Genomic DNA, 16,983 nt, shown 5'->3' on the forward strand with positions numbered 1-16,983 from the left:
TAATTCCGGCACGCGATGCGGTCGGGCAGGACCTGATCAGTTGCGGGAGACTACAGTTCGATTCTCTTGAAAATCCGCCGGGGTATCAGGCGGATGACCAGCATGATCCAGCGCCAGAACGACGGCACATAGACGAGGTCCGCACCTCTGGAAATGGCCGAATGGATCCGCTTCGCGGCATCTTCGGGCTGAGCCCACAGAACGCCTTTCTTGAACTCGGCGGTCATCGGCGTGTCGATGAACCCGGGCCTGATCGTGGTCACGCCGATGCCGGATTTGTGAAGCCGCTGGCGGAGCCCTTCCAGGAAGGTGTCGACGGCCGCCTTGGCGGCTCCATAGACGTAGTTGCTCTGCCGCCCGCGCTCGGCCGCGACCGAGGTGATCACCGCAATCTGTCCGCCCTTCCCGGCCTGCTCCATCATTCCGGCGACCCGGGTGAGCAAGGCCATGGTACTGAGGGCGTTTGTCTGGAACTCCTCGATCATGACATCGACCGAGGACTGGCAGAGCGACTGATCCGGCAGCGTGCCATGGGCGATAAACACGATATCAAATCCGCCGAGCGCCTCTTCCGCTTCCTTCAAGGCGGCGTCCTGCTCATCGAGATCGTTGACGTCGAGCACGTGCCAGCCTGCCAGTTCCGCGCCGCGCACGGCAAGATCGTCGCCGGTCGCGCGAAGCCGCTCTTCACGCCGTCCGACAAGAAACATCCGGTCGCCGTCCCGGGCAAACAGGCGCGCGGTCGCCGCGGCAATCGCCGAGGTCGCACCGATGATGAGAACCTTACGCATGCACCGCCCCTGCCGAGGAGGCGGCAACACGCCGCCAGAAATCAGACATGATACCCCCATCAAGATATTTTTCGAACTGGCGCCACGCCGGAAAGCCGCGCGTGAAGGTTTCCGCCGGCATGCGGGCGTCCTTGGCCGGGTAGACCGCCCCGCCGGCCGCCAGGGTGATCTCGTCCAGAGTGTCCAGGAGGTCCAGGGTCGGTTTGCCCCGGTTCGGAAAATCCAGGGCCAGCGTGACCCCGGGCCGCGGGAACGACAGCAGTCCGCTCGGCTGGTGATCGCCGAACACCTTGAGCACGGACAGGAACGATCCCTGCCGGGCCGCCGCCGCCCGAGCGATCAACTCACCGACGGCCTCCGGAGCCGCTTCGTAAGGAATGACGCACTGGTACTGGAAGAACCCCTTCCGGCCGAACAGGCGGTTCCAGTTCGGCACGGCATCCAGCGGATAGAAGAACGGTTCATGGTGCACCACCCGCTTGCTCGGACGCGGCAGGTGATAGATGGCCGCGTTGAAAGCCGCAACTGCCGCACGCGGCAGTAGCGACACCGGCGGCGTGAACGGCAGACCCGGCTTGGTGCGCGGCGGCGTCACCCGGCGTCCTGCCTCCACGTGGTTGCCGCGGTGGAAGACCCCCCGCAGACCACCGGGGCCGGGATTGAGGGAATCGATCCACGCGACCGTATACTCATGGCTGTTATGCGATGTCCGGCTCAGATCGAGGAACTCGTCGATCCCCGAAAACCGCACGCTCTCGACTTCCACGGCATGACCCGGGATCCGTTTCAGGCCGATCTCGGCCCACAGAATGACTCCGGTCAATCCGCAGCCGCCAATCGTCGCCGAGAGCCACTCCGGGTTTTCCTGCGGCGAGCACACAAGGCGCGAGCCATCCGAGCGCAGCAGTTCCAGGCTGCGCACATGGTGTCCGAAACTGCCGGCCCGATGATGGTTCTTGCCGTGAACGTCGTTGGCAATGGCACCCCCGACCGTGACGTAGCGGGTTCCGGGCGTCACCGGCAGGAACCAGCCCCTGGGCACGAAATGGGTCAGGATGTCGGAAAGCAGGACACCCGCCTCACACCGCAGCACGCCGGTATCGCCGTCGAAGGAGATGAACCGGTCGAGGCCGCGAAGGTTGACGAGCGTCCCCTGCCCGTTGAGACAGCTGTCGCCATAACTGCGGCCGTTGCCGAACGCCAGATACGGCCGGCCGCTTTCGGGCAGGCTGTCGCCCTGCCATTGCATCTGCAGGATGCGCTGCGGGCCGGCTTTCGGTGGGAGACCCCAGGATCGGTACTGTCCGTTTGATGCCATCACAATGCCGCGATAATCGTGCCGGCTCCCAGGCCGGCCAGGGCGAGGCTGGTCCGATCGCGCGCGGCGAACACCAGCGGATCGTCATGCATCTCGCCGCGGCCGGTCTTGAGCCAGACCCGTGTCACCCAGTAGACGAGAATGGGAACACAAACCCATAGCATGTCCGGCCTGGCATAGGCGATCGAGACCTGCGGCGTGCTCAGGTAAAAGGCGAGCACGACGCCGGCGACGTAACCCGATCCAACCCCCATGCTGCGCAGCATGGGCAAGTCGTCAAGAACATATCCCCTGCCCGCACTCGACTGCTTGCCGTTCTTGCGCATCAGCAACAGTTCGGCGCAGCGCTTGGCCAGCGCAAGGCTGAGGAAGATGAACACCGAGAAGGTGAGCAGCCAGTTCGACAGGACGATCCCCGCGGCCGCTGCGCCGGCAAAGATCCGCGTCGTATAGAGCAGTGCCAGCGTCACCACATCGACCGACTCGATGCGTTTCAGGAAGAACGTGTAGGCGAGCGTCATGGCGTAATAGCCCGCAAGGATGAGCGCGAATTTCAAGGGCAGCAGCAAACAGAGTGCCGCGGAGATGCTCAGCAGAACCGGAATGAGCGCCAGGCCGTGAGAGATCGGAAGCCGTCCGGATGCAAACGGCCGGTGCCGCTTGTTGGGATGGAGCCGGTCATCTTCCAGGTCGATGATGTCGTTGAGCAGGTAGACGCTCGACGCACAGCAGCCGAAGGCGAAAAACGCGATCACAAGCTGGGTCATGGCGGTGCCGTCGGTGAACTTCAGTGCAGCGATCAGCGGTGCAAACAGCAGGAGGTTCTTCATCCATTGATGCAGACGCAGCGCGCGGACGTAGAGACCGAGGGTCGGTGTCTCACGCGGGAAAACGCCATCGACATTCGCATTCTTTTTCGCCCAGTTGAGCAGCCGAGGTGAGGCATTGACCACGGTCGCATGACGGGCAGCGGACCAGATCGGGCAATCGTCCGAGGAGTTGCCGGCATAATCGAAGCCCGTGCTGCCGTATCGCTGGCGAAGGACCTTGAGCTTGTTGTGGCATGTCAGGTTGATCGTGCCGTTCGTGGCCAGCACCTCCTCAAACAGCCCGAGACGGTCGGCAATACGCCGGGCAAGCGTCTCATAGGCGCCTGTCGCCAGAATGAGCCGCCGGCCCTGCGCCTTCTCGCGCGTCAGATATTCGACCAGCGGCAGGTTTACCGGCAGCGCGGTCAGGTCGAGCGATGTCCGGCGGGTTACCTCCGCCTTGAAGAAGGCCTTCCCCTTCATCAGCCACAGGGGCAGGAGGAACACGCAAAGAAACGACCGTTTCAACAGCACGATGACCGATTCCACGAGCAGGTTGCTGTTGATGAGGGTCCCGTCGAGATCGACGACGAGAGGTATCGACGGTTCCTGAGCCGCTTCCGCATCCGCGGTCCCGGCACTTACAGGAGTATCAAGTTGAAGCATGACTGCTCTCTCCCTGTGCAACGCCCACCGACCCCGGCTGCTTCGGCCCGCGAAAGACCTCAAGCCCGAACCAGGCGCCCAAACCGATTGCCACCGCAAACCAGAGCGTTGCGAGCCGCACGATCATGGTTACGGCGATAGCGACCGGGACACTTGCCCCGGCGTAAACCAGCAAAGTCGTCATCGCGACCTCCGCGCCGCCCAACCCGCCCGGCAGGAACGAAAATGCTCCCGCGAGCATGGCCACGGCATAAATGCCGATGGCGAGCGCCAGCCCGATCTCGAGACCAAGGGACTGTGCGATGAGATATGTTCCGACACCTTCGCCGCCCCAGGCGACCAGCCCGAGAACCGTTCCGATGACGGCGAGGCGGGTGTTCAGCATGGAGCGTACCGCACCCAGAAAGTCTCTTGCAGTGCCAAGCAGGGCGGCGGCGCGCGGCTGGCGGAGGCTCAGCGCCATGCGATCCAGACGCCCGATCACCACCGGATGCTGGAGCGCTGTCAGCGCCATGACCACGAGGAGGCCGGCAAAGGCGATCATGTATGCACCGGCGCCGGCATTCGTGAGGACGAGTGCGGCCAGCATGCTGATCACGACGAGATCCAGAAGACGCTCAGCGTAAAGCGCGGCCAGGCTCTGACGGGGACTGACGCCGAATGGCTGCAGATACAGGCTGCGCATCGCCTCCCCTGCCTTGCCCGGCGTTGCCGTGAGGGCAAACCCCGCCATGTAGATGGCGCAATGCCGCAGCGGCGGCACGGCGGCCGACCTCTCACCAAGGAGAAGCAGCCAGCGCCAGCAACGCAACGCGTAGTTCACCAGAGACAGCAACAGCACAACAACGACTGTGCCGGTGTCCACCATGGCAATCGCGCGGAGGGTTTCCCGAATTTCGGTCGGAAACAGAAGCGGGAGGCACAGAACCGCCGCAACAATTCCCAGTGGCAGGATTTTGCTGCCAAGGCGAAAGTACCTCACAGGAGAGCTGTCGGCGTCCATCTGCATTTCCCGGCTTGTGTTTCGTAAGGCCACCTGGAAGATGCTGGGCGCAAATATTGGGGATACGATGATCACTCTTTAGCGAAAACGCGGCAATTTATGTCGCCTTGAGCACCAATCCGGGAATTTTTGTGGCGCCAAAAGGGCAGGCTAACCCTTTCATTTCGCAGCACATATCAACGGCGAAGAGGGTAACGTCGCTCCGGGCAAATTGGTTCCAATTCGATGAAATCTTCAATTCGTCCGGGCCCAACCCAAGCCGGACGCCTTAGTCGAGCCCAACCGGCCGCAGGGCCTTTTACCCATCATTAACCAACGCGTGCCGGCGCCGCGAACTCCCGGCGGGTTGGCCAACTGAGCGCCCTCCCCTCTCCCTTCTGCTGCGCACCTATTCGAAACACGTTTCAATTCATGCCGGTCCGCAACGACCTTCTTTGGATCCGGGCAGGCACCAGATAAAAAGTGTCGAGAGCGGCCGCGTGGATGCTCTACCGACACGCAGGCAGCCAGGAGCGGCAGCTGAAGCGTCGATTCGGCCGCCCTTTAGCCTCACCAATGTTAGCAACTGCTAATTTTCCTGCTTTTGTATTTAATATCAACTACTTGGGTTGCTTTCCTCGCCGATTGCACTAAATCTCGCGCGAAATCTGAGAGAACCCGGCGTGATTTTGAACCTATCCGTCAGAAAGTTTCAGATTTCCGTTTGACCATCACGCGCCGGGACTTCCGGACATGACGTGCCACGATTTCCGGAGACCCCTACCCTTCCATTTGAACCACAAGTTCGCCGAACGACGCAGCCGCCATGCTTCAGCCCAACGGCAAACGAACGCACCACCTCCTTTGCCAAGACGAATATGCACACCGTGGCAGTGCCGGCCGGAGGAGATCATCACCAAGGCGAACCACCTTCCAAAGGCGCTGTCTGCACCCTCTTCCGGCAGAGCGCGACCACTCAGCCCTCTCACCATCCCGATTGCACTCTCCTTTGAACACGGACGCAGCACCAGATCGAAACGTTGTCGACCGTGCCCGGCACACCACATCACCTGTTGCGACGTTCCCCTGACTGGCGCGCGGCCGGCAGGCGCCACGCGGACCAACTTTTCTTCGCCCGGCTGCAAGGCGCCAGACGGGCGTGACTGCGGCGGTCGGCAGAGCGCTCGGCACGAACCCACAAAACCTGCGAACCGAAACTGAGGGCACTTGGATAACGGCAAACAGATCGGATCTGGCTGTCAGCGACCGGCAGCGGGCACTAAGTGACGGCCCAATCAGATTGCACACACTGGAACCAGAGCCGTCGCGACCAGGTCGCCCAAAGCCCTTATCCGAAGCATCAGGATCGACATCGCGACACCACCAGGCGCGGAGTGTCGGGGCACCAAGCGGCACAGCCAGAGCTGCGAGCGCAATACACAGGTGCGTTTGGTCCAATGCCTCAGATCTCAGGCAATAAACTGAGGCCTACTCTTCGCAAGAGGCGCATCCACCGAACGGGCGGACTTAGCAAACTGCTAACTTCGCACGAGTCCTCAGACCCGACAAACCAACAGGCCGTCGCCAGAGCAGGCTTGGATATTCTCCTGAAAAGTTAGCAACTGCTAAGTTCACCCTTGCGAGACCTCAAGGCAGGACGGCTTCCTCGCACATGCTGGGGATGACTTTGCGTCCGTCCATACGCGCTACAAACCGACGGCACCTTTCGGGGCTGGCATTGCAGGAGTCGGCACTGATCTGGAGGGCACGGCTCTGTTGCTTGCACGAATTCGTCAAGACGCCGACCCGCCTGAACTGGCTGCCACGATTTCTCACGATGTCAGCGGCGGGGCGCTCTGCTCTAAAGAGCCGCTGCATCTGGTGCTCCAGCGATGTATCCGTCGGCACGAGAGGCCGTGGCGGTTTCCTACCGGTGACACTCCGGCCGCCACCTACAACGTGCGGCAAGCCGGTGCGTCCCTATTCCTCGGCCCGGTGAGCTGCGCCGGCCAAGAACGCCTGAACTCGGCCATACGGATGCACCCTGGCTCGCGCCGACGCCGCTAAGACCTCTGCTTTGATCCGGGGCCTGGGTGTCGATCCAGGCTCCGCCATCGAGAGCCGGGGAGGGGAGCGCGGCTGGGAAGCCTCAACTCAAGCGAGATGCGTTCCTGATCCAGCTTGTCGCTGTGCATGGTCGAGTGGCGCAGGCAGCGAAACAGCGCACTTTCCAAAGCCGCTCTCGTCCCGGCAGCAGCTTCCGATTGCCGACCAGAAAGGCCTCCGCGGCAAATGACTTGCCCTCAGCCGGCTTACCAACAGGGGAGCGCACGTCGATCGGGCAACGCGCGCGCTTACCAGGGAGCCCGCGACACCGAGCCACGCGAAGTTCAACAGCGTTAACAGTTCCTAAACGCGGCCATCCTTCTCCAGGTCGGCAAGGCTCACCCGGTCGGCCATCTGCACCAGCCAGAACAACGTCCTTTTCTGCACGTCGTTCAACTGATCCATTCGGGAAATCTGCAGCACGGTTTCTCGGTGGGTGTGCCAGGCAAGGAAGAAATCAACGATGTCATTCACGTCATCGATGGAAGTGTTTCTTTCGGCCAACTGATTGCTTGCTCCCCTCATTCATTCCGATGAGAGTTTAGAAGCTCTTTGCAATCACCGAGCGTGAAAAAATCGTGAACCTGTTGGATGCGCCTCGAAAGTGCTATTCTATAAAAGTCCGGATTTTTGTCGAGGCTACGGGGAATGCGCGCAAAAATATTGGAAATAAACCTGTTCGGGAGCTGTATCGTCCGCTCCCATGAACCCGGCGCGTTCGAAATCACGGGCAAGAAGCATCGTGCAATTTTCGCTTTGCTGGCGACGGCACCGCATGGCTGCAGAAGCCGGACGTTTCTGCAGGAAACGCTGTGGGGCGTCTCCTGCTATGACACCGGCCGCCAGAGCCTGCGCCGTGCCCTGTCCGACATCAAGTCGACCATGGGCCCCTATTTCTCCCAGCTGATCACCACCAACAATTCCGACGTCACCCTGGATCTGAACCGCGTGACCTTCAGCGGACGGCCGGGGCAGGGGACATTTCTGGAAGGTCTCGACGTGCCGTCACCGGATTTCCACGACTGGCGCGACTCCATCAGAGCCAATCCGGACCAGATCCATTCCCTGTTCCGGCCGGCTTCTTCGCCGCTCCCGCGCCCGCCCGTACCCACCGTTACGGTGCTGCCCCTGCTCAGCATCGAAAACAATCACGAATTGTCCGTCCTCGGAGACTGGTTCGCCGAAGAGATCTGCCGATCCCTTTCCCGAAGCAATCTTTTGGCCGTCATTTCACACCTGTCGAGCCGGGCGCTGGCGGGACGCCAGGTCGATATTGAGCATATTCGCACCAGGCTCGGCGTCGATTACTGCGTCAGCGGCAGCATCCGCATGTTCGATGATCAGGTGATCACCGACGTCGATTTTCTGGATGCAGTATCCGGGCGGATTCTGTGGACGCGGCGCTTCAGCGGCAAGGTCCGGGATTTTATCAGCGATGCCGGCCACGGGCTCAGGAGCATCGTGGAATCCGTCGGCAGCGCCATTGCCTCCGACACGCTGAGCTACGTCCGCGGCCGCCCCATCAGCGAAATCGCGGACCACAGGCTGCTCATGGCCGGTGTCAGCCTGATGCACAGAACCACCTTGCGGGATTTCGCAAAATCCCGCGAATTGCTGGACGAAGCCATCGACCGGTCGCCGCGATCGGCCGAAGTGCTCGCCTGGCGCGGGAAATGGCACGTGTTGAGTGTGTTTAACGGGTGGAGCACGGATGCTGCAAAGGACACCAAGAGCGCGGTCAATTGCACTGCCAAGGCCCTTGATATTGAACCGGAAAACGCCTTTTGCCTGACGATTGACGGTTTCGCGCACAACAATCTACTGAGGCGGTTGGACGTTGCTTCCCAGCGGTACGAATCGGCTCTGGACCACAACCCGAACGAGGCTCTGTCCTGGCTGTTGCGCGGAACCTTGTTCGCCTTTCAGGATGCCGGCGCGCAAGCGGTCCATGCCGCTGAAAAGGCGCGTCAGCTGTCCCCGGTCGATCCCTTTAAGTACTATTTCGATTCGCTGAGCGCGACCGCCCATCTGGCGGCCGAAGACTACGAAACGGCGCTGAAATTCGCGGACAATTCTCTCGCCCGCAATCAGCGGCACTTGTCTACCCTTCGCGCGAAGATTACGGCGCTTCATTTCCTTGGAAGGGACGATGAAGCGCGCGATGTGGGAGATGAACTTCGCCGCCGGCAGCCTGACTTTTCTGTTGAAGGTTATATGCGTGCGCATCCGGCTGCGGACTATCAGCTCGGGCAAAACGCCGCTCGAGCATTGCGCGCGGCAGGTTTTCAGTAAAATTTTTCAAAAAGGGGAAGGGCGACATGGCTTATTTCGGCGGCATAGGTGGTATTGGCGGCATAGGTGGTATTGGCGGTATCGGCGGCATTGGTGGAATTGGAAATCTAAATACGACGGGGCTCGGAAGCTTTCTTGGAGCTGGCGCAGTTGGAGTTCTCGATCCGCTCACTGTTCAGGGGCTGCAGACAAGTGCCCAGGCGATCAGTCACGCTGCCGGAAATACCAGCCCCCATTCCGCAATCGAACTTGAGTTTTCCTCTGCGCAGAACCTGGAAAGCTGGGCTGACTGGGTCAGAGCATCGCTATATCTCTCCGACTTCCTGAGCGAGCTGCATTGGGACATAAAGGACGAACCCGATGGGACCGTCGTCTTGTCCCATCGCGCCAGAAGCGGCACCGCACAGCCATTCTTCGAGCTGACGCGCCCGCAGATGTCCATTTTCGAGGAGCAACTGAAGCTCGTCCGGTCGTACATGGATCAGCGCCCTGAACGAACGCCGGAAATCATCACGCAACTTGGATTTCCGACACCCTATTTCGCAATGATTCTTGGCCTGCACCCGGCGCGCAATGGAAGCACATTCGAACTCATCTCGATTACGCAAGTGCTTGCGGCTCATGTCGCCATGATCGCAAAGCATCACTTGGCGGTGCGCCGTCCCGATCGGATCGATGCCATGGTTCTGCCGATAATTCCGACACCGGGCCATGGCAGCTTTCCGAGCGCTCATGCAACGGAAGCCTTTGCCGTTGCTCGCGTTTTGGAAGGTCTCATCGACGCGGCACCGTCGCATTACCCGGACCCGGACAAACGCAAGAAACTTGTCCGGAAGCAGGCGGAACGGGTCGCCGTCAGCCGAACAGTAGCCGGTGTCCATTATCCGGTCGACAGCTGGGCCGGCGCATTGCTCGGCCAAATGATCGGTGAAATCATCCTCAACAAATGTGGTGTCTCGCACATTCTGACCGGTCTGAAATATGAGGCAAAGGCTGAATCTGACTTCATGCTTGCGTGTTTCCGTGACCCGGACTGGAAGGATCATGGCGTAAGCGAACTCCCGAACTGCGAGGTCGGTGAAAGTTCCCTGTTCCATTGGCTTTGGGCCAAGGCCGTTAATGAGTTCGGCCTTTGATTCATCCTGTATTCAGTTTGATCTGATTGAAATCAAAAAACTGAATAATTCCAAAGTTTTAGAGCGTCTAAACTGCGTTTTTTGAAATGTAGGACGCTCTAGGGAAAGACAGCGAACCATGACTGATACCGGCATCCTCGGCGCAAATGACACCCTCACGCCGGCAAACTACCTGGGGCCCTACGAAGCGTGGAACTTCGGTATAGGCAAACCCTATGCGTTCCCTGCTTTGCGCCGGGATGACATCTCCCATCTGACGGCCCTGGTGGAATACCCGTCGCCGGCCTGGATAGACGAGGAACCAGACACCTTGCCGTCGACGGAACGCCGGACGCGATTGCCGACGATCTGGGGGAAAGACGCCAAGATCCCGCTGACGTTCTGGCCGATTGTGATCGAGAACGAGGCAGGGCAGGGCGTTACCTTGAGGCAATTGGACCAATGTCTGTGTAACGCCGTACAAACAACTTCCGTCGACGAGCCCCGATTCCGTCTGGCATTTCCAGTCGCTTCCACCGCGATGCATGAGGAGATCAGCCGGTGGCCGGGCGATCCAGACTGGTCCCCGGACCCGAAGGTCATCGAAAACTGCCCGGCGGAAAGAACCATTAACGTGCTGGCGGTTATCGACGACGGCATTCCCTTTGCGCATCAGAATTTCCGGGCTGCTGACGGCGAACGGTCGCGGATAGAGTTCTGCTGGCTGCAATCTGCCGACAAGGATCCGAATGCCGCCGATCCGAGTGTCCTGTTCGGGCGTGAGTACACGCGTGAGACCATGGAAAACCTCATTCGTGACTATGGAGACGATGAGGACGCGCTGTACCGCGCCGCCGGCGCGGCGTCAGACCTGTTTGAACTTGGATCGGCGATCAACCGGCACGTGACCCACGGTGCGCATATCATGGACGTTGCCGCAGGTTACGATGCAAGAAAGCCAGACGTTCCACCGGAGGAAACCCGGCTCATCGCCGTTCAGCTTCCCAACACCATTGCCTGGGACACGTCGGGCTTCGGCAAGGACATGTATATGCTGTCGGCCGTACACTACATCCTGGAACGAGCCGAGCGGATCGGCGCCGGATATGGCGTGACCGATATCCGGGTCGTGATCAACTTCAGTTACGGGTTTTCCGCAGGCCGCCACGATGGCGCTTCCGAGTTGGAGGCAGCTATCAACGAGATCGTAATCGAACGGCGCAAACTCGGCAGGCCGACAGCAATCGTTCTGCCTTCCGGCAACACCTTCATGGATCGTCTGCATGGGGAAATCACCGACCAGGATTTTGTGGAGAATTCCTTTGAATTCACTTGGAGAATTCAGCCCAATGACCGGACATCAAGTTATCTGGAGATCTGGTTCCCCGAGAACTTCGATCCGGCAGATTTCACGGTCCATGTCGAAGCGCCTTTTGGAAAAGCCACGGCAGCGCTGGAGCTGAAACCGGCTTCGCAATATACGTTTGGCGACCCCAGAAACTTTGAAATCATACGACTTAACAGAACATCTGCTGCCGGTCCCATCGGCCAGCTAAGCCTGGACAATCATCGCAGGACGCATCGCCGGCGTGTTCTCGTCGCGCTTGCGCCGAGCGAACCGGACGATCCGGACTTGCCCGCCGCTCCCGCCGGAGACTGGCGCATCAGACTCTCCCGTAACCACGACATTTCACTCGGGCACCCGCCGATATTTCTCTGGATTCAGCGCGACGCTGATCCGGAAGCCTTTCGGTCCGGCAGCCGCCAGAGCTATCTCCACGATCCGGCCTATCGGAAATATGACGATCGTGGACGGGAAGCCCAGAGTGACGAAGCAGGCGGCCCTGTCCGGCGTTTCGGCACCATCAATGGCCTCGCGACCGGCGCAACCACGCTGATTGTCTCAGGATGCAGGCCATCGGCCGAAACAGCGTGGGAGATCACCAGACCGGTGCCGTCGGGCTATAGCTCCGCCGGAAAGGTCGGTTTCGGCAATGCGGTCGGCACGGTCGACTGCACCGCGCGGGCGGACCGGTCCAACATCCTGCCCGGTCGGATCGCAGCGGGAACCCGCAGCGGCTCCTATGCCATGGTACAGGGAACCAGCGTCGCAGCGCCGCTGGTGGCACGACGGATTGCCGAGGCCTTCGCCACATCTCCGGATGACAAGGTCAGGGCCGCCGAGAAGGACAATTACCTGTCTCTTCTGGACACCATTCTCTTGCAGACTGACAGCGAAGAGGACCGGGCGCGACTCGGTCGTTGTCTCGTCCTGTAGATGCCTTGTTTTCTGGTGCATTCTTCGCACCAAAATCACGCTTTTCTCACGCCATTGATTGCAGCGAAGCCTTATAATACCTGCACTTAGAGATACGGGAGACCTGGACCCGGGCACCACGACGACTTCGAGGCGGGAGCTTTCGCTGCGAAGGCGATCGCGCCGCCGTGGCGCCGGGCCGGAAATACCGATTTCCGCTCAAAAGCGATGAACCAATCGCACAGCCGATCCGGCGCCGGTGCCTCATCCCGGCGGACGGTCCAGCTGTGCCTGACGTAACCAGAAACACCGGTCAATCGACGGACCGGGGAACGAGAAGCACCCATCGACGGAAGTCTGCGACATCGAACTCAGCAATGGAGGAAGCCATGTATGGCGACGTGCTGGAAGCAACGGTTCTGAACAACACCAGGTTCGAGAAAAATCCGAACAAATGCCTCGTCTATCATATCCTTGACGACCAACGACAGCCGCTGACGCCCGAGCAGATGGCGGTGGAATGGTCGGCATTGGGGAAGGGAGAGGACGTGACGCCTCTGCGGACCCGCCGTTCGCCGGTGCGGGTTTGCGCAGCTGGTGACGCCTGGCTCAACGTGCTGATCGAAGTCTCCCGCTTCCTGGGCTACAACAAGACGTTTTTCGATGTCCTGGATGCATACTATCACACGGCAAGCACAGCCTGGCCGGGAGATACGTTCGATCAGACGATCGAGAAGAGACCCTTCAAGGTTCACATAGAGTCCGGAATCTTCGACTATTTCGTCTTTTCCGGTGGTGGAAACGACATTCTGGGCGGGGAGCCCTAACGAAACTTCTGAAAGACCGGAGAGCCGGACAGGGGTCCGAAAAGCCCGAGGACTATATTCTGCCGGAGCGGCTCGATGCCACCTTGCAGAAGCTCCAAACCTGTTATCTGGACATTGCCGAATACGTGATGAACCGCTCGCCGCGTACCCAGATGCTGGTACACGGCTATGATTATCCGGTTGCGCGTTCCGACGGCCCCTGGCTGGGCCGGCCATTCCTCAGGCGCGGCTTTGACATGAGGACGGACAAGGCTCTGATTGCCGACATTCTCGCGTATCTTGTCGACCGTTTCTACGCGATGCTGGAGGACGTCTCGGACCGGCACACCAACGTGACGGTGGTGGATATTCGCAACATCGTCCGGGGCCGCTGGACCGACGAGTTGCATCCGGAACTGGAAGCGTCCAAGGACATCGCGGCGTTCTACCGCAACGTTATTGACGGATATCCATCCGTCTGATGCCCTGTGGCGCCAGGCATGGGATTATCAGGCCGGCGGCGGCTGGAGGGACAGGATCCGGCAGCGCCCATGGCGGCAACTGCCGGCCTGTCAGGGTTGACGACTTGACATTGATGCGACTGAGTAGCACCTTAGGTGTCAAGGAGAACAGTCATGAGCGTCAAGTCTTCGATTTCCCTGACCGATCAGCAGGACGCCTTTGCGCGCGCGCTGGTCGACTCCGGCAAATATTCGAGCCTCAGCTCCGTGCTGCAGCAGGGCCTTGAACTGCTGCGTCAGAAAACCGAGACGGAAACCCTCGAGACACAGGCTCTGCGCGAACTGATCAAGCAGCGCCTGGAAGGGCCATTCGTATCGGCGGCCGAGATGGAAAGCAGCATCGAGACCATGATTGAGCGGAAGCGGCGTGGTCTGCGTGTGGGCCGTTGACTATTCAGCCGCGGCCGAGCGCGATATCGAGCTGGTCTTCGATCACCTCTTCGCCACCTATTGCGACCTCGGCGACGATCCCGCGGACGCTATCGAGCGCGCTGCGGAGCGGGTGAGGGGGATTCGTTCATCCATTGACCGACTGGGGGAGGCGCCTTTTATCGGCACCCTTCGGGACGACATCCATCCCGGATTGCGTTTCGTGCGGCGGGACCAGGCGGCAGTGTGGTTTCTGCCGGTCGAGAACCGCAAGCGGATCCTCGTCGCGGCGATATTTTTCGGTCCTCAGGACCACATCCGCCACATGCTGGCACGGCTCTTGTCAGAGTAGCGGAACATCTCTCCAACCCGGTGTTCAACGCGCGCGCAACCGCTTGATGTGGTCGACGATCATCCTGTGATCATAAGGCTTTGCGAGATGCGGGCCTTCTTCGCAAAGGTCCCCGGCGGTATCGGCAATGCGTTCGACGGCACCGGCCAGCAAGACCTTCACCTCGGGCATGTTATCTCTGACCCAGCGAGAAAGATCAAAACCGCTGATTTCCCCGGGAAGTTCGACGTCGGACAGGACTATATCGATACGGAACTCCGGATGCTCCAGCGCCTGTATGGCTTCCGTACCGGAGCCCGATTCAAGGACGCGAAAACCGCAGTGGCGGAGATACTCGGCAATCACGGTCCGGGTTATCACATCGCCGTCGACGACGAGGATCGTGTCTTCTGCAGCTTCTTTTTCCATCACCAGCCTCGCTTTTAACCGCTCGCGTGCATGAACTCCTTGATCTGCTTGGCGAGCTGATCACTCGGAGTCGGTTTCGGAACAAAGAGATCGATGAGATGTTTGTGCTTTTCCATCGGCACGAGGTGTCCCGACATGACTACGATCTTCACACCCGGCCGCTCTTCTCTCACGGCGCGTGCCACGTCGAGGCCACTACGGTCGCCGGGCATTCGCACGTCCGTCACCACCAGGTCTATGCGCGCTGTCGATCTCAGGACATCGATTGCCTGTTCAGCGTTGCCGGCCTCAATGACCCGCCATCCCAGGCGCCGAAATTCTTCGGCGATGTCGAACCGGATAAAAAACTCGTCCTCCGCCAAAAGCACCACATATCTTTCGGCATCGGCTTCCTTCTCGGGGATGATTTTAGCTGCCATCCGCTGATCCCCGGCACGAGATTCGATTGCCCATTCCCCATGCTCCTTTCCCACCACAACTTTTCACGGACAAACCTGTTCCATTTGTTGAGCTTTTAATTTCACGACGACCCTGACTTCCCTGCGCGCGGAATAAAACCGTCACCAAAACCCAGGATATCGACCCGCGCCTGTCCGAAAGTAACGGAGACGAAATCGGCGGGCCAGAGAGCGTTTGCACCTTCCGGCGTGCCGATAATAGCTCCTGCACCCTAAAATATTCTCTCCGATTGCGACATGCGGAGCCGCCGCGTGCGGATATCGAATGCCGCACCGAGATCCGGACAGCGCGTCCCCACTGCAGGCCCCGTTTACGGCGATCCGCGATTGCGCGCCGCAAGAGCCTTTATCATCGATAAATGAATGTTATCATTGATCAATCAACCAAGTTGGCATCTATCTATGTAATGATAGTTTTTGTCTTGCTTGTTATGGTTAACAAGGTATTATCACGCCATGTCAGCGGCTTACGATCTCCGGAAACACCTCAGCCAAATGCCCTGGGCCCGGCTCGCCGGCCCCCTTGACGGCGCCGGCCGCGCGCTCACCCGCGCTGACGAACGCCTCCGGCGCAGCCCCGAGCTTGCCGAAGGGTTTTGCGCGCGTGCGCACTTCTTCGACACCTGCGCCGCCATGGCCCTCGACGGCGAGTTGGTCCACCTCGAAGATCTGGTGCTGCACGACGCCGGCACCGACAAGAGGGCCCCGACCCACGAGCTCACCCGCGCCGCCAGGCTTCTCGGCCTGCGCCGCCGCATGGACCGCCTGGAGTTCTCCGGACTTTTGAGCCGCACCGGGATTTTTTCCCTGATCGGACAGCACCAAGAAGAAGCCGACCAGGCACGATCAGAGGAACACGCAGGATCTGCGGGGGGAGGGGGCCGTTTGGAGCCCGGGGGAGAGACGCCGGACCGAGACCAGGATGAAACAGACCTGCTCGCCGAACTGGACGAGGTCCTTCAACGCTCCGAGCACCTGGCCCTGGGAATGATCCCGCCCAGAACAAACCGCGCGGCGCATTTTGCTGTACAACCCGAACCGGGATCGGACCACACGCCCAAACCGGAAACCCGGCTGGAAGACTGGCTGGCGGTCGTGACGGACGTGAAAGCCGAAAAACTCCCTCCGGTGCTTGCCGCCGCCCTTCTGCTCGACGCCTGGCACATTCTCCGGCCGATCGAAAGCTGGCCCGAACTCGGCCGGTTTCTCACGGGTGCCTTCCTGAAAGGCGAGATGACGCCGAACCACACGCCGATGCTGTGCGCAGGTTTACGGAAATCGCCGTTCCGCTGGCGCCGCCAGGATGCTTTGGGAACCCGCCTGTCGGCCTTGCTGACCGGCTTCGAGCAGGCCGGTGCCGAAAGCTCCAGGGATCTCGACCGGCTGCAGCTTGCCCGCGACCGGCTGATGCGCTGCTGCGCCAACAGCCGCCGTCACTCCCGGCTGCCGGAATTCATAAGCCTGTTTCTCACCCGCCCGCTGGTGACCATACCCATGGCCCGCCAGGATCTCGGCGTCACCGCCGCCGCCGTCGACCACATGATCCGTCAGCTCGGCCCCGCCATGCCCCGCGAACTCACCGGCCGCAACCGCTACAGGGCCTGGGGGGTGCTGTGAGGGGAGGGACCTTGACGGCCAGCGATGCTCGCCTGCCGAAAAGCGAACCTGTTCGCCGCAATGATCGCGCCACGGACATGAGTCTCAACCGCGATTGTACACAAGAGATTTCACCG

At 60.4% G+C, this 16,983-nt stretch carries 15 protein-coding genes; 8 read left to right on the top strand and 7 right to left on the bottom strand.

The features are described from left to right. Nucleotides 1–50: 50 nt before the first annotated feature. From ON753_RS02685 to ON753_RS02705, 5 genes are all read right to left on the bottom strand, one after another. Nucleotides 51–791 carry an SDR family oxidoreductase gene (locus ON753_RS02685; protein ID WP_265961016.1) on the bottom strand — a complete coding sequence of 247 codons (741 nt, stop codon included), beginning with the start codon at nucleotides 789–791 and terminating at the stop codon, nucleotides 51–53. Beyond that, nucleotides 784–2,109, bottom strand: coding sequence for an FAD-binding oxidoreductase (locus ON753_RS02690; protein WP_265961017.1), 1,326 nt, complete (start codon nucleotides 2,107–2,109; stop codon nucleotides 784–786). Before ON753_RS02690 ends, ON753_RS02685 begins: the two co-directional genes overlap by 8 nt. Then, nucleotides 2,109–3,584, bottom strand: coding sequence for a UbiA family prenyltransferase (locus ON753_RS02695; protein ID WP_265961018.1), 1,476 nt, complete (start codon nucleotides 3,582–3,584; stop codon nucleotides 2,109–2,111). Before ON753_RS02695 ends, ON753_RS02690 begins: the two co-directional genes overlap by 1 nt. After that, complete coding sequence (locus ON753_RS02700; RefSeq protein ID WP_265961019.1) at nucleotides 3,571–4,587, bottom strand: lysylphosphatidylglycerol synthase transmembrane domain-containing protein; 1,017 nt, start codon at nucleotides 4,585–4,587, stop codon at nucleotides 3,571–3,573. The genes ON753_RS02695 and ON753_RS02700 overlap by 14 nt, the downstream gene beginning before the upstream one ends. 2,388 nt (nucleotides 4,588–6,975) lie before the next feature. After that, nucleotides 6,976–7,176 carry a hypothetical protein gene (locus ON753_RS02705; RefSeq protein WP_265961020.1) on the bottom strand — a complete coding sequence of 67 codons (201 nt, stop codon included), beginning with the start codon at nucleotides 7,174–7,176 and terminating at the stop codon, nucleotides 6,976–6,978. Nucleotides 7,177–7,320: 144 nt separating this feature from the next. Between ON753_RS02705 and ON753_RS02710 the strand changes: the two genes are divergently transcribed. From ON753_RS02710 to ON753_RS02740, 7 genes are all read left to right on the top strand, one after another. Next, nucleotides 7,321–8,964 (top strand): hypothetical protein, encoded by a 1,644-nt coding sequence (locus ON753_RS02710; protein WP_265961021.1) that lies wholly within the window; start codon nucleotides 7,321–7,323, stop codon nucleotides 8,962–8,964. A 26-nt stretch (nucleotides 8,965–8,990) separates the two neighbouring features. Then, nucleotides 8,991–10,100, top strand: a complete 1,110-nt coding sequence (locus ON753_RS02715) for a phosphatase PAP2 family protein (RefSeq protein ID WP_265961022.1) — start codon at nucleotides 8,991–8,993, stop codon at nucleotides 10,098–10,100. Between the two features lie 118 nt (nucleotides 10,101–10,218). Further along, nucleotides 10,219–12,357, top strand: a complete 2,139-nt coding sequence (locus ON753_RS02720) for a S8/S53 family peptidase (RefSeq protein WP_265961023.1) — start codon at nucleotides 10,219–10,221, stop codon at nucleotides 12,355–12,357. 368 nt (nucleotides 12,358–12,725) lie between these two features. Then, nucleotides 12,726–13,163 (top strand): hypothetical protein, encoded by a 438-nt coding sequence (locus tag ON753_RS02725; RefSeq protein WP_265961024.1) that lies wholly within the window; start codon nucleotides 12,726–12,728, stop codon nucleotides 13,161–13,163. A gap of 83 nt (nucleotides 13,164–13,246) precedes the next feature. Continuing rightward, nucleotides 13,247–13,624 (top strand): hypothetical protein, encoded by a 378-nt coding sequence (locus tag ON753_RS02730; RefSeq protein WP_265961025.1) that lies wholly within the window; start codon nucleotides 13,247–13,249, stop codon nucleotides 13,622–13,624. Nucleotides 13,625–13,777: 153 nt separating this feature from the next. After that, the gene (locus ON753_RS02735; protein ID WP_265961026.1) at nucleotides 13,778–14,053 is read left to right on the top strand and encodes a ribbon-helix-helix domain-containing protein; all 276 of its coding nucleotides are present in this window, start codon (nucleotides 13,778–13,780) and stop codon (nucleotides 14,051–14,053) included. After that, entirely contained in the window at nucleotides 14,040–14,384 is a 345-nt protein-coding gene (locus tag ON753_RS02740; protein WP_265961337.1) for a type II toxin-antitoxin system RelE/ParE family toxin, read from the top strand. The genes ON753_RS02735 and ON753_RS02740 overlap by 14 nt, the downstream gene beginning before the upstream one ends. Before the next feature lie 24 nt (nucleotides 14,385–14,408). Here ON753_RS02740 and ON753_RS02745 read toward each other — a convergent pair whose 3' ends face one another. Together ON753_RS02745 and ON753_RS02750 are read right to left on the bottom strand one after the other, a co-directional pair. Continuing rightward, nucleotides 14,409–14,792 carry a response regulator gene (locus ON753_RS02745; protein WP_265961027.1) on the bottom strand — a complete coding sequence of 128 codons (384 nt, stop codon included), beginning with the start codon at nucleotides 14,790–14,792 and terminating at the stop codon, nucleotides 14,409–14,411. A 14-nt stretch (nucleotides 14,793–14,806) separates the two neighbouring features. Next, nucleotides 14,807–15,211 (bottom strand): response regulator, encoded by a 405-nt coding sequence (locus ON753_RS02750; RefSeq protein WP_265961028.1) that lies wholly within the window; start codon nucleotides 15,209–15,211, stop codon nucleotides 14,807–14,809. Nucleotides 15,212–15,745: 534 nt separating this feature from the next. On the opposite strand from ON753_RS02750, the gene ON753_RS02755 reads away from it, so the two are divergent. After that, a complete protein-coding gene (locus ON753_RS02755; RefSeq protein WP_265961029.1) occupies nucleotides 15,746–16,867 on the top strand; it encodes an RHE_PE00001 family protein in 1,122 nt (373 codons plus the stop codon). Nucleotides 16,868–16,983: the final 116 nt, after the last annotated feature.

It is taken from the genome of Roseibium salinum (genome assembly GCF_026240905.1).
In the GTDB taxonomy this organism is placed as follows: domain Bacteria; phylum Pseudomonadota; class Alphaproteobacteria; order Rhizobiales; family Stappiaceae; genus Roseibium; species Roseibium salinum.